Source organism: Sphingomonas sp. P4_G2 (genome assembly GCF_056401155.1).
Window position 1 is genome coordinate 34,708 of sequence record NZ_JBFUJY010000003.1, and the last position, 23,752, is coordinate 58,459.

Annotated in this window: 17 protein-coding genes; 8 read left to right on the forward strand and 9 right to left on the reverse strand. The window is 66.8% G+C overall.

From position 1 onward, the window contains the following. The first annotated feature begins 121 nt into the window (after positions 1-121). Positions 122-868, forward strand: a complete 747-nt coding sequence (locus tag AC1DRD_RS09750) for an electron transfer flavoprotein subunit beta/FixA family protein (RefSeq protein ID WP_478041243.1) — start codon at positions 122-124, stop codon at positions 866-868. Then, entirely contained in the window at positions 865-1,797 is a 933-nt protein-coding gene (locus tag AC1DRD_RS09755) for an electron transfer flavoprotein subunit alpha/FixB family protein (protein ID WP_478041244.1), read from the forward strand. Before AC1DRD_RS09750 ends, AC1DRD_RS09755 begins: the two co-directional genes overlap by 4 nt. Before the next feature lie 337 nt (positions 1,798-2,134). Here the strand turns inward: AC1DRD_RS09755 and AC1DRD_RS09760 are convergent, their stop codons facing one another. The 4 genes from AC1DRD_RS09760 to AC1DRD_RS09775 all read right to left on the reverse strand — a co-directional run bounded on the left by AC1DRD_RS09760 (position 2,135) and on the right by AC1DRD_RS09775 (position 7,279). After that, positions 2,135-3,358: an MFS transporter gene (locus AC1DRD_RS09760; RefSeq protein ID WP_478041245.1), complete on the reverse strand. Its 1,224-nt coding sequence runs from the start codon at positions 3,356-3,358 to the stop codon at positions 2,135-2,137. After that, on the reverse strand, positions 3,358-4,362 hold the full coding sequence (locus AC1DRD_RS09765; RefSeq protein WP_478041543.1) for a histone deacetylase family protein: 1,005 nt from the start codon (positions 4,360-4,362) through the stop codon (positions 3,358-3,360). Before AC1DRD_RS09765 ends, AC1DRD_RS09760 begins: the two co-directional genes overlap by 1 nt. Further along, the gene (gene nhaA / locus AC1DRD_RS09770; protein ID WP_478041246.1) at positions 4,362-5,555 is read right to left on the reverse strand and encodes a Na+/H+ antiporter NhaA; all 1,194 of its coding nucleotides are present in this window, start codon (positions 5,553-5,555) and stop codon (positions 4,362-4,364) included. The genes AC1DRD_RS09765 and nhaA overlap by 1 nt, the downstream gene beginning before the upstream one ends. A gap of 131 nt (positions 5,556-5,686) precedes the next feature. Then, on the reverse strand, positions 5,687-7,279 hold the full coding sequence (locus tag AC1DRD_RS09775) for a lysine--tRNA ligase (RefSeq protein WP_478041247.1): 1,593 nt from the start codon (positions 7,277-7,279) through the stop codon (positions 5,687-5,689). Positions 7,280-7,454: 175 nt separating this feature from the next. Here AC1DRD_RS09775 and AC1DRD_RS09780 point away from each other — a divergent pair, with 175 nt between their 5' ends. The 4 genes from AC1DRD_RS09780 to AC1DRD_RS09795 all read left to right on the forward strand — a co-directional run bounded on the left by AC1DRD_RS09780 (position 7,455) and on the right by AC1DRD_RS09795 (position 11,544). Beyond that, a complete protein-coding gene (locus AC1DRD_RS09780; protein WP_478032514.1) occupies positions 7,455-7,916 on the forward strand; it encodes a TM2 domain-containing protein in 462 nt (153 codons plus the stop codon). A 62-nt stretch (positions 7,917-7,978) separates the two neighbouring features. Further along, positions 7,979-10,687 (forward strand): ATP-dependent DNA helicase, encoded by a 2,709-nt coding sequence (locus tag AC1DRD_RS09785; protein WP_478041544.1) that lies wholly within the window; start codon positions 7,979-7,981, stop codon positions 10,685-10,687. 13 nt (positions 10,688-10,700) lie between these two features. Beyond that, on the forward strand, positions 10,701-11,237 hold the full coding sequence (locus tag AC1DRD_RS09790; protein WP_478032512.1) for a SixA phosphatase family protein: 537 nt from the start codon (positions 10,701-10,703) through the stop codon (positions 11,235-11,237). Between the two features lie 13 nt (positions 11,238-11,250). Then, positions 11,251-11,544: a DUF6968 family protein gene (locus tag AC1DRD_RS09795; protein ID WP_478041248.1), complete on the forward strand. Its 294-nt coding sequence runs from the start codon at positions 11,251-11,253 to the stop codon at positions 11,542-11,544. 13 nt (positions 11,545-11,557) lie between these two features. On the opposite strand, the gene AC1DRD_RS09800 is transcribed toward AC1DRD_RS09795, so the two are convergent. Then, positions 11,558-12,079: a YceD family protein gene (locus AC1DRD_RS09800; protein ID WP_478041249.1), complete on the reverse strand. Its 522-nt coding sequence runs from the start codon at positions 12,077-12,079 to the stop codon at positions 11,558-11,560. Then, complete coding sequence (locus AC1DRD_RS09805) at positions 12,076-12,579, reverse strand: ubiquinol-cytochrome C chaperone family protein (protein WP_478041250.1); 504 nt, start codon at positions 12,577-12,579, stop codon at positions 12,076-12,078. The genes AC1DRD_RS09800 and AC1DRD_RS09805 overlap by 4 nt, the downstream gene beginning before the upstream one ends. Before the next feature lie 137 nt (positions 12,580-12,716). Here AC1DRD_RS09805 and AC1DRD_RS09810 point away from each other — a divergent pair, with 137 nt between their 5' ends. Together AC1DRD_RS09810 and AC1DRD_RS09815 are read left to right on the forward strand one after the other, a co-directional pair. Then, positions 12,717-13,208 (forward strand): outer membrane protein assembly factor BamE, encoded by a 492-nt coding sequence (locus AC1DRD_RS09810; protein WP_478041251.1) that lies wholly within the window; start codon positions 12,717-12,719, stop codon positions 13,206-13,208. Between the two features lie 254 nt (positions 13,209-13,462). Further along, entirely contained in the window at positions 13,463-13,924 is a 462-nt protein-coding gene (locus AC1DRD_RS09815) for an RcnB family protein (RefSeq protein ID WP_478041252.1), read from the forward strand. An 85-nt stretch (positions 13,925-14,009) separates the two neighbouring features. Here the strand turns inward: AC1DRD_RS09815 and AC1DRD_RS09820 are convergent, their stop codons facing one another. From AC1DRD_RS09820 to AC1DRD_RS09830, 3 genes are all read right to left on the reverse strand, one after another. Continuing rightward, complete coding sequence (locus tag AC1DRD_RS09820; RefSeq protein WP_478041253.1) at positions 14,010-15,167, reverse strand: serine hydrolase domain-containing protein; 1,158 nt, start codon at positions 15,165-15,167, stop codon at positions 14,010-14,012. A gap of 104 nt (positions 15,168-15,271) precedes the next feature. Then, positions 15,272-17,497, reverse strand: a complete 2,226-nt coding sequence (gene pbpC, locus AC1DRD_RS09825; RefSeq protein WP_478041254.1) for a penicillin-binding protein 1C — start codon at positions 17,495-17,497, stop codon at positions 15,272-15,274. A gap of 312 nt (positions 17,498-17,809) precedes the next feature. Beyond that, positions 17,810-23,614 carry an alpha-2-macroglobulin family protein gene (locus tag AC1DRD_RS09830; protein WP_478041255.1) on the reverse strand — a complete coding sequence of 1,935 codons (5,805 nt, stop codon included), beginning with the start codon at positions 23,612-23,614 and terminating at the stop codon, positions 17,810-17,812. Between the last annotated feature and the right edge of the window lie 138 nt (positions 23,615-23,752).

The following is a 23,752-nucleotide window of genomic DNA, read 5'->3' on the forward strand; positions in this document are numbered from 1 at the left end:
CCGCTAGGCGGCTGCGCCGCCAAGCTGCGGTATCCTTCTCCCATAAAGGGAGAAGGTGATAGAGTTTCTAACCTCCTCCTCTCCTCCCCGGGAAGGAGTTGGGACCACAGGAGTGGATGGAATGAAAGTCTTGGTGCCGGTCAAGCGCGTGCTTGACTATAACGTAAAGCCCCGCGTGAAAGCGGACGGGACGGGGGTCGATTTGGCCAACGTCAAGATGTCGATGAACCCGTTCGACGAGATCGCGGTCGAAGAAGCGATCCGCCTGAAGGACAAGGGCGTGACCGAGATCGTCGCCGTGTCGATCGGCGAGCAGAAATCGCAGGAAACCTTGCGCACCGCGCTGGCGATGGGTGCCGACCGCGCGATCCTGGTCGTCAGCGACGAGAAGATCGAGCCGCTTGGCGTGGCCAAGTTGCTCAAGGCGATCGTCGATGCCGAGAAGCCCGATCTGGTCATCCTGGGCAAGCAGGCGATCGACGACGACAACAACCAGACCGGCCAGATGCTGGCGGGCCTGCTCGGCGTCGGCCAGGCCACTTTTGCTTCCAAGGTCGAACTGACCAGCGACAGCGTCACCGTGACGCGCGAAGTCGATGGTGGGTCGGAGACCGAGAAGCTGTCGCTGCCGGCGATCATCACCACCGATCTGCGCCTCAACGAGCCGCGCTACGCCTCGCTGCCCAATATCATGAAGGCCAAGTCGAAGCCGCTCGATCAGAAGACGCCGGCCGATTACGGCGTCGACGTCGCGCCGCGGCTGACGACGCTCAAGGTTGTCGAACCGCCCAAGCGCACCGCCGGCGTCAAGGTCGCCGATGTCGATGAGCTGGTCGCCAAACTCAAGGCTCTGGGAGTCGCCAAATGAAGACGCTCGTCTGGGTCGAACATGACGGCAAGACCGTCAAGGACGCCACGCTCGCCGTGGTCACCGCCGCTGCCAAGCTCGGCGAGGTCGATCTGCTGGTCGCCGGGTCGGGTGTCGATGCCGTCGCCGCCGAGGCTGCCAAGATCGCCGGGGTCAGCAACGTGCTGACCGCCGACAATGCCGCGCTCGAACACCCGCTGGCCGAGACGGTCGCGCCTTTGGTCGTCAAATTGATGGCCGATCACGACGCGTTCCTCGCGCCCGCCACCTCGAACGGCAAGAACATCGCGCCGCGCGTCGCCGCGTTGCTCGACGTGATGCAGATCAGCGATATCTTGTCGGTCGAAAGCGCCGATACGTTCACGCGCCCGATCTATGCCGGCAACGCGATCGCCACGGTGCAGACCAGCGACAAGAAGCTGGTCATCACCGTGCGCGGCACCGCGTTCGAGAAGGCCGCGCCCGAGGGCGGTTCTGCGCAGGTCGTCGCGACCGATGGCGCCGGGCTGGAGCAGTCGGTGTCGACCTATGTCGGGTCGGAGATCGCCAAGCTCGAACGCCCCGAACTGACCAGCGCCAAGGTCATCGTCTCGGGCGGCCGCGCGCTCGCCTCGAGCGAGAACTTCCACGCGGTGATCGAGCCGCTCGCCGACAAGCTCGGCGCCGCGGTCGGTGCGTCGCGCGCCGCGGTCGATGCCGGCTATGTCCCCAACGACTATCAGGTCGGCCAGACCGGCAAGATCGTCGCTCCCGAAGTCTATGTCGCGATCGGCATTTCGGGCGCGATCCAGCATCTCGCCGGCATGAAGGACTCGAAGACGATCATCGCGATCAACAAGGACGAGGACGCCCCGATCTTCCAGGTCGCGGACATCGGCCTGGTCGGCGATCTGTTCAAGATCGTGCCGGAATTGACGGAGAAACTCTGACCGCGCGAGGCGCGTAGCCCAGGGCTACGCGCCGGTGCGAACGAGCAAGGCGAAGAGCGCGGGCACGGCCGGCGGCGCTCCAGCGCCGACCGACGACGCGGGACTTGCTCCCGCGTCGTTGCCCGTTTGAGGGAAGTGCGGGTGAGCGACGACCGACTGCGCGATCGCAGATCGGGTAGGCCCCAAAAGCAGTAAGCCCCGTCGCACATAGTGCGGCGGGGCTCCCTAAGACGATCCTACGCGTGAAGCGTCTGATCGTCGAAATGCTCTCTCTTTCGTTCAAGCTAGGTAATAACGCTCGGTGTCGCGCGGGGTTCCCGCTTGTGACGAAATTATTTCAGTCGGTGCCGAGTGGTTTGGGCGACGTGACCTCGTTCTGCGGCAGCGGCGGGATCGTCCTGAGGATCAGCCCCAGAATCAACGCGATGACGCCAAGCGCGCCGCAAAAGAACGCCACACCCAGCCATCCGGCGCGCGTCCAGGCGATCCCGCACAGCGATCCCAGCACGCTCGACCCGGCATAATAGAAGAACAGATAGAGCGCCGCTGCCTGCCCGCGTTGGGCGAGCGCGCGACGCCCGACCCAGGCGCTGGCAATCGAGTGCGCACCGAAGAAACCGACCGTCACGACACCGATCCCAGCTACGACCAAAGCGAGCGGCCGGGCCGCGGTCAGCGCCACGCCGGCGATCAGCAACACGACCGGTATCCAGAAGATGCGCCGGCGCCCCAGCCGCCCGGCGACGCCGCCGAACCAGGCCGAGCTCCACGAGCCGAGCAGATAGAGCAGGAAGATCGCGCCGACTGCGGCATGGCCCAGCGAATAAGGCGGTGCCATCAACCGGAACCCGGCATAATTGTAGATGCTGACGAACACGCCCATCAGCACGAACGCCTCGAGGAACAGCAACGGCATCGCACGATCGCGAAACAGGGCGACGAATCCGCGCACTACCTCGCCCGGCGGCGGTGCCGAACGGACGAAATGCCGCGATTCGGGTGCGAGCCGGCGGAACGCCTCCGCCATCGCGATGCCCGCTACCCCGACCAATGCCACCGCGCCGCGCCACCCCGCGATATCGGTCAACAGGCTCACACCTAGCCGCCCTGCCATCCCGCCAATCGCGCTGCCGCCGATATAGAGCCCCATCGCCGATCCGACCGAGGCGTGATCGACCTCCTCGCTGACATAGGCCATCGCCACCGCCGGCACCCCGGCCAACGCCACCCCGGTCAGGAAGCGCAAGGCGAGCAATGCCGGCCAGCCCGGCGCCGCGGCCGTCGCCAGGCTGAACCCGCCCGCCAGGAACATCGCCGCGACCATCATTGGCCGCCGTCCCCAGCGGTCGGACAATGCTCCCGCGACCAGGATGCCGATCGCCAGCGGCCCGGTGGCAAGCCCGATCGCCAGACTCGCGCTTTCCGCGCTCAAGTGGAAATCATGCGCGAACAACGGCAGCAGCGGTTGCGCCGAATAAAGCAGCGAAAAAGTCGAGAATCCGGCGAACAACATCGCAAGCGTCAACCGGCGGTAATCGGCGCTGCCCTTAATGAGCGGCATCAGAAGCCGCTCAACAGGCTCGCGACATTCTCGCCGAGCGCATCGACCGCATAGCCGCCTTCCATCACGATCACGGTCGGCAATCCCGCGGCGGCGATATCCTGGGCGAGCAGGGCATAATCGGGCGTCTCGATCCGGAAGGCGGAAATGGGATCGCCAAGATAGGTGTCGGCGCCGAAACTCACCACTAGCAGTTCGGCGCCGAAATCGGCGATTGCCTGCAAGGCGCGGGCCTGCGCGCCGCGAAAGGCATCGAGCGTCGTCCCCTGCGGCAATGGCAGATTGAGCGTGGCGCCTAGCCCTTCGCCCTCGCCGGCCTCATCTCCATGCCCCCAGTAAAAGGGGTAGTCGGTCGCCGGATCGGCATGGAGCGAGGCATAGAAGACGTCGTTGCGCGTCCAGAAGATGTCCTGGGTGCCGTTACCGTGATGATAGTCGATGTCGAGGATCGCGACCCGGCGCTTGCCGGCATCGCGCGCCGCCTGTGCCGCGATCGCCGCCGCGTTGAGATGGCAATAGCCGCCATAATAATCCGCCCCGGCATGATGGCCTGGCGGCCGGCACAAGGCGAAGGCGGCGCGATCGCCGTCGAGCACAGCGTGCGTCGCGGCGAGGGCCGATTGCGCGCTCCAATAAGCGCTGTCCCAGGTCTGCGGCGTGATCGGAGTCGAGGCGTCGAAACTGTACTGCCCGATCAGCGCGTCGATCCGGTCGAGCCGGAGCGGCCGGCGGCCAACCACCGGCCAGACATAGCCGACCACGTCGCCTGGCCGGCCGGTCTCCGCCCAACGCGCCGCCGCCGATTTGAGGAAGGCGACATAGTCGCCGTCATGCACCGCCAGGATCGGCGCCTCGCCGCGATCCTCAGGCGCTTCCGCTCCACCGACGGCGGCCAGGATCGCCTCTGCACGTGACGGCGTCTCGGCATAATCGGTGAAGCCGCCATTGTGCAGTTCGCGAGTCGGCGCGTGGAGCAATTGCCGGGGATCGAAGAAGTTGCGCATCATGCCTCGCGCGCCGGCCGCGCCACCCAGCGCAGCACCACGAATCCGGCCAGTCCCGACAGGATCGATCCGATCAGCACCCCGACCTTGACCCGGTCGATCAGGACCGGGTCGACGAAAGCGAGCCCGCCGATGAACAGGCTCATCGTGAAGCCGATCCCGGCGAGCAGCAGCACGCCATAGAGCTGCGTCCATGACGCCCGGCCCGGCCGCTCCGCCCAGCCCAGTTTCACCGCGAGCGCGACAGCGCCAAGCATGCCGGTCTGCTTACCGACGAACAGGCCCGCGGCGACGGCGATGACCAGCGGCTCGGCGAGGACATGCAGCCCCTGACCGCCGAGCGACACCCCGGCATTGGCGAAGCCGAACAGCGGCACCACCATGAACGCAATCCACGGGCTGAGCGCGTGTTCGAGCCGATGCAGCGGCGATTCGACATCGTCAGGCGCGCCCGGCGAGGTCCGGATCGGGATCGTCATCGCCGCCAGCACCCCGGCGATCGTCGCGTGCACGCCCGATCGCAGCACCAGCCACCACAGCAAGCCGGACAGGATGATATAAGGCAGCAGGCGCACCACCCCGCCGCGGTTCATCGCGATCATGATGCCCAGCACGACCGCCGCGCCGGCCAGCGAGACGAGGTCGAGCCCATGGCTATAGGCGACCGCGATGATCGCCACCGCGCCCATATCGTCGACGATCGCCACCGTGGTCAGGAACAGCTTGAGCGGCGCTGGCACGCGGGATCCGAGCAGTGCCATCACCCCGACCGCGAAGGCGATATCGGTCGCCGCCGGAATCGCCCAGCCGCGTACCAACGCCGGATCGCCCGCGACGACTGCGAGATAGACGATCGCCGGAGCGATCATCCCGGCCGCGGCGGCGATCACCGGCAAGGTGCGATCGGCAGGCCGCGACAATTCGCCATCGACCAGCTCGCGCTTGATCTCGAGCCCGACGAGGAAGAAGAACCCCGCCATCAGCGCGTCGTTGATCCACAGATGCACCGTCATCGGTCCGAGCTTGGGCGCAAGCACCGGGCCGGTTTCGATATGGAGCAGGTGGAAATAATCGGCGGCGACCGGCGAGTTGGCGGCGATCATCGCGAGCATGGCCGCGACGATCAGGACGATACCGCCGGCGGCTTCGTCCTTGAGGAAATCCCGGAGGATGGACCCGCGTTTCGCCACCATCACTTCACTCCGTCATGCCGGCCTTGTGCCGGCATCCACTGTGCAGCAAGCGCCGCACTCGGTTGGTTTGCGGCACGGTGGACCCCGGGACAAGCCCGGGGTGACGCAGGTTTTTGGTTAGCTTGGTAATCCTACCGCGCCAATGCCTCGGCGATCAGTTTCCGCGTATTGTCCACCCCATAGAGCGCGATGAAGCTGCCCATGCGCGGTCCCTGGCTCGATCCGAGCAATGTCTCGTACAGCGCTTTGAACCAGTCGCGCAGCTCGGCGAATCCGCCGGTCTTGCCGATCTCGTAGACGATGTTCTGGATATCCTCGGGCGGCGCGCCCGCCGGCAGCGCGGCGAGGTCCGCATCGAGCCGCTTGAGCGCCTCGATCTCGACACCCTCGGGCGCGCGGCGCTGGAGCGTCGGTGCGACGAAATCGCGGGCATAGGCCAGCGCATAACCGATCAGCTGGTCGAGCGCCGGATACTTTTCCGGCGACGCATCGGCCACATAATTGCCGAGATAGCCCCAGACCTGATCCTTGGTCGCGTCGCCGCCCATCACCCCGACCAGGTTGAGCAGCAGCCCGAACGTCACCGGCAAGGTCTCCGCCGGCGGCGGGCCGTTATGGATGTGATGGACCGGATTGCCCAACCTTTGCTCGACCGGCTGGCCCGCATAGTTCGCGCGGAACTGCCAATAATCGTCGACCGCGCGCGGGATCAGCCCGAGATGGAGCGACTTCGCCTTTTTCGGCTCGCGATAGATGTAGAAAGCCAGGCTTTCGTCGGGGCCATAAGTCAGCCATTCGTCGATCGACAGGCCGTTGCCCTTCGACTTGGAGATCTTCTCGCCCTTTTCGTCGAGGAACATCTCGTAATTGAAGCCTTCGGGCGGGCGCCCACCCAAAGCGCGCGTGATCTTGCCCGACTGGATCACCGAATCGATCAGGTCCTTGCCCGCCATTTCGTAATCGACGCCGAGCGCGACCCAGCGCATCGCCCAGTCGACCTTCCACTGCAGCTTAGCGCCGCCCGACAGGATCGACTGCTCGACCGTCTCGCCCTCATCGACGAAGCGGACGATCCCGGCCTCGGCATCGACCACTTCGACCGGCACCTGGAGGACGATTCCCGACTTATGGCTGATCGGCAGCACTGGCGAATAGGTCGCCTGCCGCTCGGCGCGCAGGGTCGGCAGCATGATGTCCATCACCGCCCGATAATTGCGCAGGACGTTGCGCAGGGCGTCGTCGAACTTGCCGCCCAGATAATAGTCGGTCGACGAAACGAACTCGTACTCGAAGCCGTAACGGTCGAGAAAGTCGCGCAGCATCGCGTTGTTGTGCGCGGCGAAGCTGTCATGCGTGCCGAACGGATCGGGGATCTTGGTCAGTGGCTTGCCGAGATATTGCGCCAGCATCTCCTTGTTGGGAACATTGTCCGGCACCTTGCGCAGGCCGTCCATGTCATCCGAAAAGGCGATCAGCCGCGTCGGGATGTCCGACAGGGTCTCGAACGCGCGGCGCACCATCGTCGTGCGCAGCACTTCGTTGAACGTGCCGATATGCGGCAGGCCCGACGGTCCGTAGCCAGTCTCGAACAGGACATGCCCCTTGGCCGGTGCGCCATCGGGGTAGCGCTTGAGCAATTTGCGCGCTTCCTCATACGGCCAAGCCTTGGAGTCGATCGCCGCTGTGCGCAGGGCGTTTGCTGTCTGTTCGATTTCCGCTGTCATGATGCCTGCCGAGTGCGCGAAGCAGGTCGGTTTTGCAACCTCGCGGGCGCTTTGGTCGCTGCGATCGGCTGATGGTATCCGACAATCTTGCCACGGAGTGGGCCGAACGCGCTCCGTTTACGCGGGTTTAAGCGGATGCCGCTATTCCGCTTTCGAAAAATTGGAGGGCGAGAGAATGGAGGCTCAGGGGTTCGGCCGCAAAGGCTTCCCAGCGGGCAGCGCCGCCGCCGCGCCCGCGCCAATGTCGCGCCCGGTCGCGCCGGCGGTAGCGCGCCGCGATCCCTATGCCGAACCGCGCACGGGCTTCGTTGCACAAGAGCGGCCGAACGGCGCAGAGGATGTCCGTACCCTGGCATGGGATACGCCGACGTCGGGACGAAGCTGGACCAAGTCGCGGCTGATCGCCTACCTTTTGTGGTTCTTCGTTGGCGGCCTCGCTGCCCACCGCATCTATTGCGGACGCTACATTTCGGCGGTGCTGCAGTCGGTGATCGGGGTGGTCGGTTTCTGTGTGATGTACCTCTCGCCGTACAGCTTCAGCACTTGGGGATCTCTACTCCTGATCCAAGGCGTTTGGCTCCTGTTCGACATCGTCCTCATTCCCGGCATGTGCCGGAACCCGCCCGCCGCTTATTGAGCCGCGGCCCGCCCGCCGCAATCACTGTTGCCAATCTGTTCTGCATCGCGCACCGTCGCGCGATGCCGATCCCGCCTTATCCTGCCCTCCACGCCAGTCATGCCGGGGTGTGGATCGCCGATGGCGACGGCTGCCGCGCGGTCGGACGGGGCGAAGCGATCCGGTTGGCGGCGGATACGCCGATGATCGTGCTCAACGCGCCGCTGATCGGACAGCGGCTGGGCTATGCCGATCTGTCGGGGCTCGATCTGCTCGAACTCTACGCCTTCCTCAAACCTGCCACCTTCCTCGCTCCCACGCCGCGCGGTTTCGCTCGCGCGCTCGGCCTGACAGAGCCCGAGAGCGAGGATCGCATCGCCCCGTTCCTGCGCGACGCCGCCGCAGCGTTGCTTGCGCTCGCCGAGGGCGATTGGCCCGAGCGCGAAGGCGCCTGGACCGCCGCGCAGAGCCTGGCGCGATTGCGCTGGCCGTGGTCGCCGCTCGTAGCCGAACGCATCGCCAAACCGCGCGAGCACGAGCGCTGGCTGTTCACCAAATTGCCCGAATGGGACGAGACCGCGCCGCGGCCGGCGCCGCGGCCGGTGACGTTGCGCGACGCCGATATCGCCGCGCGGCTCGATTATCTGACCGGCGCCGGCGCCGAGCAGCGTCCCGGCCAGCGCGCCTTCGCCGAGGCCTGCGCCGCCGCCTTCGCCCCGCGCATCTTGCGCGACAATCCCAACATGGTGCTGGCCGAGGCGGGCACCGGGATCGGCAAGACATTGGGCTATCTCGCCCCCGCCTCGCTCTGGTCGGAGGCAGCGGGCGGGCCGGTGTGGATCTCGACCTTCACCAAGGCGCTGCAACGCCAGCTCAACCACGAGACGTCGCGGCTGATCCCCGACCCGGTCGAGCGCCGCCGCCGCGTGGTGACGCGCAAGGGTCGCGAGAATTACCTCTGCCTGCTCAACCTGGAGGATGCGCTGCAAGGCGGGTTCGCCGGCCGCGCATCGGTCCTCGCCCACCTCGTCGCGCGCTGGGCGGCCTATACCGCCGATGGCGATATGATCGGCGGCGACCTGCCCGGCTGGCTGCCGACCTTGTTCCGCCGCAACGGATCGACCGCGCTGACCGACCGGCGCGGCGAGTGCGTCTATGCCGGCTGCCCGCATTACCGCAAATGCTTCATCGAGCGCGCGGCGCGGGCCAGCGCCGAAGCCGACATCGTCATCGCCAACCATGCGCTGGTGATGGTCAATGCGGCACGCGGCCGCGAGGCCAATAGCCGCCCGACTCGCTACGTGTTCGACGAAGGCCATCATCTGTTCGACGCCGCCGATTCGATGTTCGGGGTCGCTTTGTCGGGCCAGGAATCGATCGAGCTCAGGCGTTGGATCGTCGGCCCCGAATCGACCTCGCGCGGCCGCCGCCGGGGGCTTGCCGCGCGGCTGAGCGATGTCGCCAGCTATGACGAACCCGGCGGGCGCGCGATCCACGACGCGGTCGAGGCCGCGCGCGCTCTCGCCAGCGACGGCTGGTTGCAGCGCGTCGCGGAAGGCGAGCCATTCGGCGTGGTCGAACGCCTGCTCGCCGCGGTACGCGGACTGACCTATGCGCGGGCAGCGCAGGATGGCGATGCCGGCTATGGTCTCGAAACCGAACTCGCCGAACCCGACTGCGCGTTGATCGAGGCCGCCGCCGAGGCCGCGCAAGGGCTCGAAGCGTTGCTCCGCCCGCTCATGGCGCTGGGCCAGCGGCTCGAAGCGGTGCTGGCCGAAGCGCCCGACTGGATGGACGGGCAGGCGCGTGCGCGGGTCGAGGGCGCGATCGCCTCGCTCGGCTGGCGGACCGACACGGTGGGCGCCTGGATCGGCCTGCTCGCGCGGATCGGCGGCCCGGCCGATCCCGATTTCGTCGACTGGCTGGCGGTCGAGCGGATCGAGGGGCGCGAGATCGATATCGGCCTGCATCGCCGCTGGCTCGACCCGACACGCCCGCTCGCGCAAACCGTGCTCAAGCCGGCGCATGGTGTGCTGGTGACGTCGGCGACGCTCAAGGCGGGCGATCCCGACTGGGTGACCGCCGAGGCACGCGCCGGCGTCCCGCATCTCGATCGCGGCGCCGGATTGTTCGAGGCGCAGAGCCCGTTCGATTACCCCAATCAGGCCGAAGTGTTGATCGTCACCGACGTCAAGCGCGGCGATCTGGCCGCACTTGCCAATGCTTATGCCCGGCTGATCGAGGCGGCGGGCGGCGGCACGCTCGGCCTGTTCACCGCGATCCGCCGGCTGCGCGGCGTCCATGCCCGGATCGCCGACCGCCTCGCGCGCGATGGTCTGCCGCTCTACGCCCAGCATGTCGATCCGATCGATCCCGGCACCCTGGTCGACATGTTCCGCGACGATCGCCGTGCCTCGCTGATCGGCACCGATGCCTTGCGCGACGGCGTCGACGTCCCCGGCGAATCGTTGCGCCAGGTGATCCTGGAGGGCGTGCCCTGGGCCAAGCCGACCGTGCTCCACGCCGCGCGGCGGCTGGCGGGCGGCGGCTCCGCTTATGACGACCGCATCGTCCGCGCCAAGCTCGCCCAGGCATTCGGCCGGCTGATCCGCCGCGCCGACGACCGTGGCGCCTTCATCTTGCTGTCGGCGGCGATGCCAAGCCGATTGCTTTCGGCGTTCCCCGCCGGGGTGCCGATCGCGCGGGTGCCGCTCGATGAGGCGGTCGCGCGCGTGAGATCGCGTCTTTCTTCTGTCGCACAGGTCGGGCAAGGGAACGAAACTGTTCGTTGAACCAGAAGGCGCCATGAAGACGCTCATCCTGCTCCGGCACGCCAAATCGAGTTGGGACGATCACGGCGTGCGCGATTTCGACCGCGGCCTCAATCCCAAGGGCGAACGTGCCGCGCGCACGGTCGGCAGCCATATGCGCGCGATCGGCCTGAGCTGGGACTATGCCATCGCCTCTCCCGCCACGCGCGTGATCGAGACGCTCGAACAGGCGTCGCAAGGCTATGGCCGCCGCATCGACCCCGATTGGGACCGCCGCGCCTATCTCGCCTCTGCCGCGACCTTGCTCGAACTGGTCCACGACGCGCCGGTGATCGCCGACAGCCTGCTCCTGTCGGGGCACAATCCAGGGCTCGAGGATCTGATCCTCCTGCTGGTTCCCGATGGCGACACTCGGCGCGACCAGGTCGAGGTCAAATTCCCGACCGCCAGCCTGGCGGTGATGACGTGCGAGGCCGACAGCTGGGCCGACGTCGCGGCGGGCGGCTGCACGCTCACGACTTTCGTTCGCCCGCGCGATCTCGACCCGGGGCTAGGGCCGGATGCCGATTGACGGCCACCCCCCGATGTTGACGCGCACCTTTGTGGTGGACGGTGTCGAGGTCGGATGCAGCTTCTTCCAACCGGAACTGGACCGGGGAGACTATTGCTGCACCTACGAGATTGCCTGGCCGGAAGGGCCTCGCCGGCGCACCATCTATGGCGTTGATCCCATCCAGGCAGCGCTACTCGCTATGCAAACGGCACATGTCGATCTTTTGGTAGCTCGCAAAGACGATGGACGCGATGTGCGTTGGCTGGATGGACGCCGGCTCGGCCTTCCTATTCAGGATTCGCTCAAGGACCTCGACGTCGACTAACCGTGCCGCTTCATCACTTCTTCGCGAGCTTTTCCTTCAGCCCGGCGAGCGCGCCAAACGGCCCGGCCTGCTCCTCGCTCAACACACCCGCTTCCTTCAGCACCACTTCGGCATTCGGCCCGCGGGGAAAGGGATCGAGCGCCAGTGCCATCGTCTCGGCGGCGACTTCACCCAAATCGATCGTCCCGCCGTCATAGGGAATCACGTCGATATCGCTGTCGCCCAGTTCGACTTCGTCCTGGCCGGAATCCTCTTCGGCGACGAATCGCAGGGCAACCGGCTCGTCGACCGTCGCGGGCAGCGGGTCGCCGGTGATGCTGCACGCCTGGGTCACCGCTGCCGCGACGCGTCCCTCGGCGACGATCCCGGCGGTGTCGCGGCGAATAGTGAACTTGCCCGTCAGCTTCTCGATGCCGATCAGGTCGAATCTTTTGGCCAGCGCGGCGCGTTCCTGCACGTCCGCCTCGATCTCGATCGTGCGCGCGTCGTCGCCGATCGTGTCGACGCGCTGCGGCCGCGCGAATTCGACAGTCACGGGAGCTGACCCGCGACCAAGGCATCGAGCGCCACGCCGTCCAGGCCCTGGCGCAACGCCAGCAATTCGCGCTCGACATGCGCCAGCGCGGCCGGATCGGGCGCCTCGCCGCGATAGAGGTTGCGGACCAGCGCCGGCTTGAGGTCGCCTGCCGCCAGCCCGTCGCGATAGGCGCCCAGCCGGCCGCCGAGCATCCCCATCATCCGCCCGACATGCTTGCCGACCAGCAAGTCGCCGATCCCGATCTCGCGCAATTGCGGATCCATGTCGTCGACGAACGCTTCGGACAGGTGCGCCGCCGCGGCGACTCCGGCGGGATCGGCCTCCAGCCGCAGCATGACCATCGCCAGCACCGCCGCGATCATGTCGAACCGTCCGTCGACCGTATCGGCGACCGCGCCGTCGAGATACCAATGCGGCTGGCGCGCGCGCGCCACCAATGCCGCGTACAGCGCCGCGGTTTCGTCACGTTTCGCCCTGAACCTGTCGAAAAAACCCATCAATCTCGCCTTTGGGAGTCCTGTGCGGGGCCATTGCGGCGTCGGCCTTGTGCCGTCCGCCCACCCCGCATATTGAGGCGAACGGCGCGCGATGCAAATGCGCCGGGTGATTGGCGTCGGCGCACGGAGAGTATCGAATGGTGAAGGCAGTCCGGATGGTTGGTCGGTTTGGCGGCCTGACCGCGGCAATCGCGGTTGTGGCGCTCGCCGGCGGCTGCACCTCGCTGCGCTCGCACCAAGGCTATATCATCGATGCCGACCTGGTGAATTCGGTCCAGCCGGGTGTCGACAACCGCGCCTCGGTGATGCAGACGCTGGGCAAGCCGAGCTTCGCCAGCCAGTTCAATTCGGGCGAATGGTATTATGTCGCGCGCGACAGCCGCAACCTCGCTTATATGAACCCCAAGGCGCGGAGCCAGCTGACGCTGAAGATCGCGTTCGACCAGAAGGGCGTCGTGTCGAACATCACCCGCACTGGCCTGGATCAGGTCGCGTCGGTCCGGCCGTACGGCAAGACCACGCCGACCTTGGGTCGCAAGCGCAGCTTCTTCGAGGAATTGTTCGGCAATATCGGCTCGGTCGGCGCGGCCGGTGCCGGCACCGGCGGCGGCGACGACAGCCAGCCGTAGGGTCTTCGGGCGACGCTCTAATTCGTCATGCCGGCCTTGTGCCGGCATCCACGGAGCCGAGAACCCTCAGCTTGCGGATCAGTGGACCCCGGGACAAGCCCGGGGTGACGTCAGTTCCTGGCACCATCGTCTGGCCTTGCAAACCCTTGCTGTAACCTGACCGAGACGTTCGCGACGCGTTCAGCGTCGCGGTCCTAATCCTCCCCGACATGGCGGCGCTGGAGACGTGCCGTCCGAAAAAGAAGGAGACGATCATGCGTAAATTGATCCTCACCGCGCTGATCGCGGCGACCGTGATGCCGGTCGCGGCGCAAGCGCAGTCCTGGCGCGACGTCCGTCGCGACCAGCGCGAGATTCGCGAGGACCGCCGCGATCTGCAACGCGACCGCCGCGACTTGGGCGAGGACCGTCGCGATTGGCACGCGGACCGTGACCGGCGCTGGGGCGACAATGACTGGCGCGACTGGCGCGGCCGTAACCGCGGCATCTATGCGCGCGGCACCTGGCGGGCGCCGTTCCGCTATTATGCCTTCCGCCCGGGCGTGCGCATCGCGCCGACCTATTGGGGTTCGGCTTATTGGATCAACGATCCCTGGCGCTATCGCCTGCCGCCCGCCGGCTGGGGCCAGCGCTGGGTGCGCCATTATGACGACGTCCTGCTGATCGATACGCGTCGCGGAATCGTGCTGCGCGTGATCCACAACTTCTACTGGTAAGCTCCCAGTGGAAGGCGGGGCGTCCGGGCGTTTTCAATGCCCGCCCGGACGCCCCGTTTTTTTCCTTCGCGATCCCCAGCCCGGCTCAGGCCGGCTTGATCGGGAACGCCTTGCCCGTCGCCGCCGCATAGAGCGCGAAGGCCAGCGGCGGATGAATATCGCGCTCGTAATTCTGCGCGCTCGCGACCGTTAGGCGAGCCTCGGGGCTGACAATCAGCATCGTGCGCGTCTCTGGCTGGCCGCCGTCGTGGAACAGCACGCAATCCTTGCCTTGGCCGAGCACGCTCCAACCCATTGCATAGCCGTCGGTACGCGGGAATCCCGCGATCCTGCCGTCGCGGGTCCGCATTGGCGTGCGCATCAGTGCCATGCTGGCGGGGCTGATCAACCGCCCTTCGCTCAGCGCTGTCCCGAAGCGCAGCAGATCGGGCACCGTACCGCGCGAGGCACCAGCCGCGAACCGGCTGCTGACGTCGACGAACTCGGAATTGCGCACCTGACCGTCGACAAAGCGGTAACCGCGCACCCGGTTGGGGATGATGACTGCCGGGTCCTCCATCCGTGTCGAGGTCATGCCTGCCGGCCCCCAGACATGCTCGCGCATATAATCGCCATAGGCCTTGCCCGACACCGTTTCGATCGCCGCGCCGAGCAGATTGTAGCCGTAGCTGGTATATTTGAACCTGGTGCCCGGCTCCGCGATCAGCGCACGATCGGCGAATAGCGCGATCGCCTCGCGCGTATTCTTGTGCTCGGTGAGATGCTCGTCGGCCTCGCTCGCATAATCGGGGATGCCGCCGATATGGCCGAGCAGCTGGCGCGGCGTGATGCGATGGCCCTTGTCCGGGAAATAGGGAACGTACTCGCGAATATCGGCGTCGAGGTCGATCTTGCCGCGCTCGACCAGTTGCAGCACGGCAACCGCGGTCATCGGCTTTTGCACCGAGGCATAGCGATAGGCGGATATCGCCGTCGCGGGCACCTTGTTCTCGAGATCGGCAAAGCCGTAACCGCGCACCCATTGCATGGCGCCTCGCGCGAAACCCGCCGTCATACCGGGGATCGCTTCCGCGCTCATCGTCGCGCGCACACGGCGCTCGAAGTCGGCAAGTCCCGAATTGGCGCCGGCGCCACGCGACGCCGTTGCGGCGGCGGGCATGCTATCAAGCGCCAATAACGGGATCGCGGCCGCGGCCGCCAAAATATCGCGGCGATCCATATAGCGCGCCGTCTCCGATGTCATCGCGATCCCCTCGCCAGATTACCTAAATCGCCCTGTAATCACTGGAGATGTGAGGCGGTATCGGAAATTATCGGTCCGCATAGGCGGCGGATTCGTCGAGTCCGTCACCGCATCGTAAACATCACCTGGTCGACCACTTTCCCCGATAGATCGAGCAACGCCAGCCGGTGCCGCCCGGGGCCCGGCAGGATCAGCGGCGCGGTGCTGGCGTCGCCCAGATCCTGCTTGTCGAGCACCAGCCGGTGGGTGACCGCGTCGCCCGATACCGCGACCGCGAGGCGCTGGCGGTCGATCGGGATGTCGGGATCGATCGCATAGACGCTGCCCGAGACGGGGTTGGTGATGCGCGGCCGGCGCGAGGTGTCGGGCGCCGCCGTGACCACGTTCATGCCGGTGCCGGCGAGGAAATATTCGCGCCGTGGCTGTTCGATATTGTCGGCGAAGCGGATCGCGCGCGCTTCCACCCCGCTCGGCATCGGCGGCGCCTTGCTGGCGCGGTCGGCGTGGAGCGCGAGCATCACGTCGCGCCATACCGGCGCGGCACCGCTGGTGCCCGAGACGGCGCGCATCGGGTCGCCTTCCATATTCCCGACCCACACCGCGACAGTGTAGCGATCCGAAAAACCGACGCACCAATTGTCGCGCATCGCCTTAGACGTGCCAGTCTTCACCGCCGCCCAGAACGGTAGCCGCAGCGACGAATCGAGCCCGAAGGTGACCGCGCGCGCATTGGGATCGGCCATCATGTCGGCGACGATCCACGCGGCTTGCGGCGTGGTGATCGGCTTGGACACCGGGACCGGGTCGGTCGCCGTCATCCGCACCGGCGCCAAGCGACCGGCATTGGCCAGGCTGCGATAGGCATTGGCCTGTTCGAGCAGGGTCACCTCGGCCGAGCCGAGCGCGAGCGAAAAGCCGTAATAATCGCCGTCCTCGACCAGCCCCTGATAGCCGGTGTCCCACAGTCGATCGCGGAACGAATCGACGCCGATCAACAGCAAGGTCCGCACTGCCGGCACGTTGAGCGACCCCGCCAGCGCCGAGCGCGCCGACACCGGCCCCTTGAACCCCTTGTCGTAATTCTGCGGCACGTAGAGCCCCGAGGCGGTGTCGAGCTGGACCGGCGAATCGTCGAGGATCGAGGCGGGGGTGAGATATCCCTTCTCGATCGCCTCGGCATAGAGGAACGGCTTGAGCGTCGACCCCGCCTGGCGGTAGGCCCCCGCGGCGTCGACCGAGGGCGCGGTCGAATTGCCGCCGATCCCGCCGACATAAGCGAGCACGTCACCGGTCGCATTGTCGAGCACCACTACCGCGCCGTCGCGCGCGCGGCTGCCGCCCAATCCTTCGAGCTGGCGTTTGAGCGCGCCGATCGCGAGTCGCTGGATGTCGGCGTCGAGCGTCGAGGTGACGCGCAATCCCGCCTTGGTCAGCAACTTGTTGGCGAGGTGCGGCGCGAGACCCGGATCGAGCATCAGGCTGCGCGCGGGGCCGAGCATCGAATAGGCCTCGCCCTCGAACCGCGAGCAATCCTTCTCGTGGCTGAGCAGGCAGGCGCGGCGTGCCACCGTGCCCGCACCGGCTTGCGGATCGGGCAGCAAGGCCGCGAGCATCAGCGCGTCGTCGCGGCTGAGCGCGTCGGGGGTCTTGCCGAACAGACCGAGCGCGGCGGCGCCGATCCCCTGCGCCTCGCCCCTGAAGCCGGCGAGGTTGAGATAGGCTTCGAGGATCTCGTCCTTGCCCCAGACGCTCTCGACCGCCATTCCGGCGCGCATCTGGCGGATCTTGTCGAGCCACGACCGCGCACCCGGCCGCGCCAGATCGGGCGACAGGAATCCGGCGAGTTGCATGCTGAGCGTCGAGGCGCCGCGCGATTTGCGCCCCTCGATCCGGTCGCGCAGCGCCCCCAGGCTCGCCAGCCAGTCGACGCCACCGTGATCGTAGAAACGATGATCCTCCGCCGCGACCAGGGTCGTCCTGGTGGTGTCGGCGACCTTGTCGAGCGGCACCCAGGCCAGCCGGCGCCGGGCGTAATCGACCCGCGACGAATCGATCAGCACGCCGTGGCGGTCGTAGAGCCAGGCCTCGGACGACTTCCAGCCGGCGCGGACGTCGCGATAGGTCGGGATCGGCGGGGGCAGGGTCAGATAGTCGATCACCCCGCCGGCGACGATGAGCAGGCCGAGGGTGGCGACGATCCAATGCGCTCGGGTGCGTGGGCGGTGGTCGATTAGCCAACGCCCGGCGGTCGCGATGCCCTCGTCGACCCGGCGCTCAACAGTTCTAGCCCATGCCCATACCGACCGCGCGCGGTCGTGCCACCCGCTCATCGAACGTCGCTCAGGGCGGGGGCGGATCGATATTCAACTGCCCAATTCGTCATGCCGGGCTTGTCCCGGCATCCACTGCGCAACAAAGCGCAATCCTTGAGCTTCTTGTCCCGCGCTTGCGGCCCGGTGGATGCCGGGACGAGCCCGGCATGACGGTTAGGAATAGGCGTCGCCGAGTAGGCGCGCGCACCCACCCAGTGTTCGGGTGAACCATGCCCCCGGCATGGTTCAGAAATGCGCGGGGCGCATTTCGGCCCGAACACTCCCTCCCTTTCAGGGAGGGGAGTTTTGGGCCGATACCCTCAAACCCCATCACTTCTGCGCGATGGTCATCGACGCATTGGGCAGCTGAGCATTGATCGACGGCGAATACATCGCCTCGACCCGCGTCGAGGGCATGCTGAACGTGCCGGCCCCATTGAGCCGCATCAGATAGACGATGGCGAAATTGCCGCGCGGGACCCAGTCGAAATAGCCGCGCCACGAATCGCGCCGCCGCTCGACATAAGCCGGCGAGACCCCGGCCTGGACGTCCCACACCTTGCCGTCCTTGTCGGTCACGTTGAACCGCGAGCCGCCGCCCGCCTGCTCCTGTCCGGCCAGCATCTGCGACTGGCCGCCGAGATCGCTGACCAGGGTCGCGCCGGCCGGGATCGGGTCGTTGACCACGACCCAATTGCGCTCGGCGGTCGCCTCGACCAGCACAGTCACCTTGAGCACGTCGCCGCGGCTATATTGGCCCTTCACGCGCTGGCTGACCGGCTCGACCTTCTTCGACACGCGATAGCCGGCGAACAAAGGCTGAGTCAGCGGCACCGCGGCCGAGACCTGGACCGTCGCCCAGGGTCCGGAGCCTGCCGATTGCCGCAACACCAGCGGCGTCTGGACCGATGGCAGCGCGAAGCTCGCCTTGCGCGCATCGGCGGCGAGCGGCCAGGATTTCAGGACCGATTGCTGTCCGAACGACAGATTGGTCGTCCCGGTGATCGCACTCGCCGGATAGAGGCCGCCGAACTTCTTCGCCGCGATCGTGCCCCAGGCATTGGCGGTGGTGGTGTCCCAACGCCCGCGCTGCTGGCGCAGCGACACGCCGACCATCATCTTGGGCGCGTCGTCGTTCCAGCCCGGCCGGCCGAGCGTCGCGATGACGGCCTTGATCGCGCCTTCGTCGCCCGACGACATCAGCCACCAGGGCGCGTTCGACTGATCCGAGAGATCGAGCCGCGTGCCTTCATAGACCAGGCGCGTGCGCAGCACGTTCTCAGCCGTGCCGCGCAAGGCATTGGCATTGGCCAGCCCCGACACCTTGTCGAGCGCCATCATATAGTCGGACAGCATCGAGGTCGGCATTTCCTGCGGGGTGATGCCGATCTGGCCGAGCATCGCCGGGGTCGCCGCGCCGGCACGCGCCAGCGCGTTGAACGCGTTGAGGCGTTGCAGGCGGACATCGCCATAATCCTCGTGCCGCAAGCGCCCGTCGAGCACGGCCTTCAGCCCCTCGACCATCCGGGTCTTGGCGGCATCGGGGATCGGCAGCCCGGCATCGCTGGTCAGTTCGAGCACATAGGACGTCAGCGCTTCCGACCCCTTGAGCGAAGCCTGCGGCCAGTACCGCAACAGCCCGTCATCCGCCTGATAAGTCGGGATTTCGCCCGCAAGCTGAAGCCAGCCGGCAGAATCGCCCAGGGCGACGATCCGGCTCAGCCGCTGCTCGAAACAATCATAGGGATAGGCCGCCATGAAGCGGCGCACGCCTTCGAGCGGCGGCGCCAGGCTGTCGTCGAGCTTGATGTCGACCACGCCGTAGCCGGGAAGCGCGCCCTTGGGCGGGGTGATCGCGATCGAGGTATTGGGCCCGACTCGCGCCAGCGTCGCCGCCCACACTTCGGTCGGGACCGCGGGGACGACGTCCTGGACCGTGGTCATCTTGTCGACCGCCTTGCCGTCCGACGATTTGGCGCTGACCGTCCATTTGAGCTGGCCGCCTTGTGCCGGCGCGGTCAGGTTCCACGCGATCGGCGCGGCGCCGCCGGCCGGGATCGTCACCGTGATCGGATTGCCCTTGGCGATCTGCGGCTCGAGCGCGACGTTCGCGGTCACCGTCATCGGCTTGTCGGAACCGTTCCTCAGCGTGAAGCCCGCGGCATAGCTGTCGCCGGTGCGGACCAGGCTGGGCAGGCCGGCATAGACCGACAAATCCTGCGCGGTGCGGATGTCAGCACTGCCGGTGCCGAACAATTGCGCGCCGTCGGTGGCGATCGCCACCAGCCTGAAGCTCGTCAGCGCGTCGTTGAGCGGGACCGGCACCTGGGCATGACCATTGCCGTCGAGCGTCACGCGGCCCTTCCACAGCAATACCGGCTGGAAATTCTCGCGGTTCAATCCCGACAGATCGCCGCCACCGCCACCGCCGGCCTCGACCGCTTTCTTGCCGTAATGCCGCTTGCCGACCACCTGGGTCTGCGCGGTCGCGGTCAGCACCGACAAGGGCCGGTCGCCCATCATCGCGTCGAGCACGTTCCAGCTGTCATTGGGCGCAAGCTGCAACAGCGCCTGGTCAACCGCGGCGAACGCCACTTCGGCGGTCTTCGCCGGCTTGCCGTCGGGATCCCTGACCGAGACGTCGACCGTCGCGGTGTCGCGCGCGGCATAGCGTTCCTTGTTGGCCTTGACCGTCACGCCCAATTGATGCGCTTCCCAGCCCACCTTCACCTTGGCGATGCCGAGGCGATAGCTTGGCTTGGCGAGATCGACCAAGGCGGTCGGCTCCTGCGCCTCGGTCGGCGCGCTGGTGAAGCCCAAGGCCTTGCCGATCCCCTGGAACCAGCTCCACACGCCCGGCTGCGCGCGGCCGCGCACCGCCATCACCGAGACGAACACGTCGGGCGCATAGCTGCCCGGCATCTTGACCTCGACCACCGGATTGGCGCCCGACAGCTTGGTCACGAAGCTCGACAACACGCCTTCGCGCTCAACCGTGACCAGCGCTTCCGCCTCGCGGAACGGCATGCGCACCTGGAAGCGCGCGGTCTCGCCGGCCTTGTAGGTCTGTTGTTCGGGGACGACGTCCATCCGGTCGCCATTGTCGCCGCCGAACCACCAATCATCATCGCCCGCCAGCCACACCGAGCGCACCGCACGCGAGACGTTGCCGTCGGCGTCGCGCGTGGTGGCGACGATATAGACTTCGCCCGACACGCCCGGGTCGATCGTGCATTTGGCGAGGCCAAGCTCGTCGGTGGTCGTGCTGCACGACCCGGCGAGCTTGGTCGTCTTCATCTGGTTGTCATAGGCGTAGAAGCCGCCGATCAGCCGCCGCCGCGCGGTCAGCACCTGGCGGCTATAGAGCGCGACGCTGATCGCCTGGCCCTTTTTGGGCTTGTTGTCGGTGTCGAGCGCGACGAAGCTCAGCCGCAGATCGTCCTGCTTCATCAGCCAGCCGTCGGTCTTGGCGCCCAATTGCACCGCCGAGGGGAAGATCGGGATACGCTTCGACGCGGTCAGCACTTCGCCATTGGCGTCCTGATAATCCATCTCGACCAGCATGTCGGTCGCGGAGTCGATCGCCGGCACATCGACCGAGGTCCGCGTCGTGCCGTCGCTGCCCAGGGTCGCGGGCAAGGTCTGGGTCGGCGGCAGCGGCGCGCTTTCCTCCTCGCCATCGCCGTTGAGCGGCTTGGTCCCTTCCTTCACGTCGGTCCCGCCGAACGTATAGCTGTCATAGCCGTCGGGCGTCGCCGAACGGCCGAAATAGCCGACCCGCATCTCGACCGGCAGGTTCGACGCGCCGCCGCCCGCCAGATAGCCGACGAACAAATCGAGCGGCAGCGACTTGGGCCGGATCGCCGCGTCCTTGGGCCCGGTCACCGTCGCGCGCATCGTCGGGAGCTTGTATTCGTCGACCTTGAACGATTGTTGGGTCGAGATCGTCTTGTCGCCGTCGATCACCGAGATGTCGTAGTCGCCCATCGGGGCGCCGGCGGGCGCGGCCCATTCGGTCTCGCCGATACCATTGGCGTCGATCGTCAGCGGCAGGTCGAAATTGGTATCCGACCCGCGATGCGACAGCCGCAACGTCCCGCTGAAGCCCGGCGCCAATGCGAACCCGGCGCCGTTGGGCTGGCGCAATATGTGCTTCATATGGATCGTCTCGCCCTGGCGAACCAGCGCGCGGTCGAACACGGTGTGGAACACGTCGCCCGACGCCGAATAGCCATAAGGCAGGTCGAAATCGTACGGGCGGATACCCTCGCCCCAATCGGTCAGGGTAAAGCTGAAATCGTCGCCGGCGCGCGCCGAGACCATCAGCGGGTGTTCCTGATAGTCGTTCTCGCACCCGCCATAGGTCGCCGGCTGGGGAAGCCCGGCGGGGATGAACACCGCGCCCGATTTGTCCGTCGTGCCGTTGGCGAGCAATTGCCCGGTGCAGCTATCGGTCACCGCCACCGCGGCATTGCCGACCGGCAGGCCGGTATCGAGATTGGTCACCCAGGCCAGGCTCTTCTCGCGCCCCCATTTGAAATGGACCGCCATGTTGGTGACGAGCGCGGCGGTCGCGACATAGCGCGGCGATCTGCGGCCGAGCAAAGCCTGCCCGAGCACCGGGCTGGCCAGCTCGACGACATAGAATCCGGGCTTGGTCAGCGGAATGCCGACCACTTCGAAGTCCTTGCCCTTGCCCGGCAGGCCGATCTTCATCGACGCGCCGGCATTGGCGCCGGTCAGGATCGGGGTCGCGCCGGTATTCTGGATATGGCCGACGACCTCGTCGCCCTTCTTGATGTCCTCGATATTGGTGTCGTCGGCGGAGTTCACCGTGCGCAGCCACTCGGCGATCTTGCCGTCGGAGCCTTCGACCCGCAACGTCTGGCCGCCGATATTGAGGTTCTGGCCCTGCAGCGCCGGCTCGACATTGCGCACCGTGACCGGCAGCACGCCGCCTTCCTTGGCCTCGAGGATACCAAAGCCCGCGGCGAACTTCACCAAAGGCGGCGCCTGGTCGATGCGGATATCGAGCGGGAAACGCTCGGCATTGGTCAGCACCCGCCCGCTCTCGTCCTTCACGCCGGCGGGAATCGAGACCTTGGCGGTGGTCGCATAGGGCATCGGCGCCGGGAAAGTGATGTCGCTGATCGTCGCCGATTTCTGCTGATCCTTGTCGAACAGCGGCGCGATCACCGTGCCGTCGGCAGTGGTGATCTTCATCTCGCGCGCGAGCGACATCGGGATCGGCGCAGTAAAGCGCAGATAGGCTTTCTCGACCGGGTTGCAGCCGGCCTGGGCATTGGTGCGGCTGCATTCGAACCGCGCCGCGAACGGCTTGCGCACGGTGAAGTCGAAGCGCTGGTCGGTGCCGGCGGGCTTGCCGCTCGCGCTGGCGATCTTGCCCGACCAGACCAAGGACATGTCGTGCCCCGGTGGCAATGGCCGGCGGCAGCGCAATGCGGTCACGCCCTGATAGGTCTTGGCGCGATCGGCCTCGCTCGCCGGCACCGTCGCGGGCAGGCCGCCGCTCTCGAGGAAGCTCTGCACCGCGTAATTGCCGTCGGTGCCCATCTCGGCGATCAGCTTGCCCGCGGTGTCGGGCGGCAGCACGTCGACCGGAATCTTCTCGCCCAGCCCGGCGACCGAGCAATAAGCATTGGCGCCGACCGATTGCGGCGTCGCCGGCAGGTTGGCGGCGACCAGGAAGACCTGGCCCTCTTCGATCTCGTCGCTATTCTCGCCCGGCAGGATCGCCTTGGCCATCGGCCCGCCGGCGTCGACCGTATAGGTATTGCTGTCGTTGAGCGCATAGCCCGACACGCTCTTGGTCCCGGCCTTGACCTTGAACTCGCACTTGGTCCCGCCCGGCAGCGGATTGGCGAATTCCCAGACGAACGTCTGCTGGTCGGCCCAGCGCCCCTGGCCGTTGACCGTGCAGGTGACGTCGAACGGCGCCGGCGCGCGCGGATCGCCCAGCGCCACCATCGGCTGGCTGAACCGCGCGGTGAAGCGCTCGATCGAGCCGTTGCCGACCCCGGGCGTGGCGACGGTGATGTGCGGGGAATTGTCGCCGAATGCGAGCGCCGGTGAAAGCGCCAGGGCAAGGACCGCGAGACGGGCCGCGAGCTTCATACATCCCCCTTCTGTCGTGGCTTCGTTGAGCGCGAGGGAGGCTAGCGGAGGTGGGAAGGAAGTCTAGTATGAAAGCGGCATTGGTGGCGATGGCTTCGCCCGTTGCAGACGTCCGCCGTAAATCCGGACAATTCAATA

Coding starts and splice junctions, on each gene's coding strand:
- AC1DRD_RS09750 (WP_478041243.1), top strand. CDS start 122: ATGAAAGTCTTGGTGCCGGTCAAGCGCGTGCTTGACTATAACGTAAAG.
- AC1DRD_RS09755 (WP_478041244.1), top strand. CDS start 865: ATGAAGACGCTCGTCTGGGTCGAACATGACGGCAAGACCGTCAAGGAC.
- AC1DRD_RS09760 (WP_478041245.1), bottom strand. CDS start 3,358: ATGCCGCTCATTAAGGGCAGCGCCGATTACCGCCGGTTGACGCTTGCG.
- AC1DRD_RS09765 (WP_478041543.1), bottom strand. CDS start 4,362: ATGCGCAACTTCTTCGATCCCCGGCAATTGCTCCACGCGCCGACTCGC.
- nhaA (WP_478041246.1), bottom strand. CDS start 5,555: ATGGTGGCGAAACGCGGGTCCATCCTCCGGGATTTCCTCAAGGACGAA.
- AC1DRD_RS09775 (WP_478041247.1), bottom strand. CDS start 7,279: ATGACAGCGGAAATCGAACAGACAGCAAACGCCCTGCGCACAGCGGCG.
- AC1DRD_RS09780 (WP_478032514.1), top strand. CDS start 7,455: ATGGAGGCTCAGGGGTTCGGCCGCAAAGGCTTCCCAGCGGGCAGCGCC.
- AC1DRD_RS09785 (WP_478041544.1), top strand. CDS start 7,979: ATGCCGATCCCGCCTTATCCTGCCCTCCACGCCAGTCATGCCGGGGTG.
- AC1DRD_RS09790 (WP_478032512.1), top strand. CDS start 10,701: ATGAAGACGCTCATCCTGCTCCGGCACGCCAAATCGAGTTGGGACGAT.
- AC1DRD_RS09795 (WP_478041248.1), top strand. CDS start 11,251: ATGTTGACGCGCACCTTTGTGGTGGACGGTGTCGAGGTCGGATGCAGC.
- AC1DRD_RS09805 (WP_478041250.1), bottom strand. CDS start 12,579: ATGGGTTTTTTCGACAGGTTCAGGGCGAAACGTGACGAAACCGCGGCG.
- AC1DRD_RS09810 (WP_478041251.1), top strand. CDS start 12,717: ATGGTGAAGGCAGTCCGGATGGTTGGTCGGTTTGGCGGCCTGACCGCG.
- AC1DRD_RS09815 (WP_478041252.1), top strand. CDS start 13,463: ATGCGTAAATTGATCCTCACCGCGCTGATCGCGGCGACCGTGATGCCG.
- AC1DRD_RS09820 (WP_478041253.1), bottom strand. CDS start 15,167: ATGACATCGGAGACGGCGCGCTATATGGATCGCCGCGATATTTTGGCG.
- pbpC (WP_478041254.1), bottom strand. CDS start 17,497: ATGAGCGGGTGGCACGACCGCGCGCGGTCGGTATGGGCATGGGCTAGA.
- AC1DRD_RS09830 (WP_478041255.1), bottom strand. CDS start 23,614: ATGAAGCTCGCGGCCCGTCTCGCGGTCCTTGCCCTGGCGCTTTCACCG.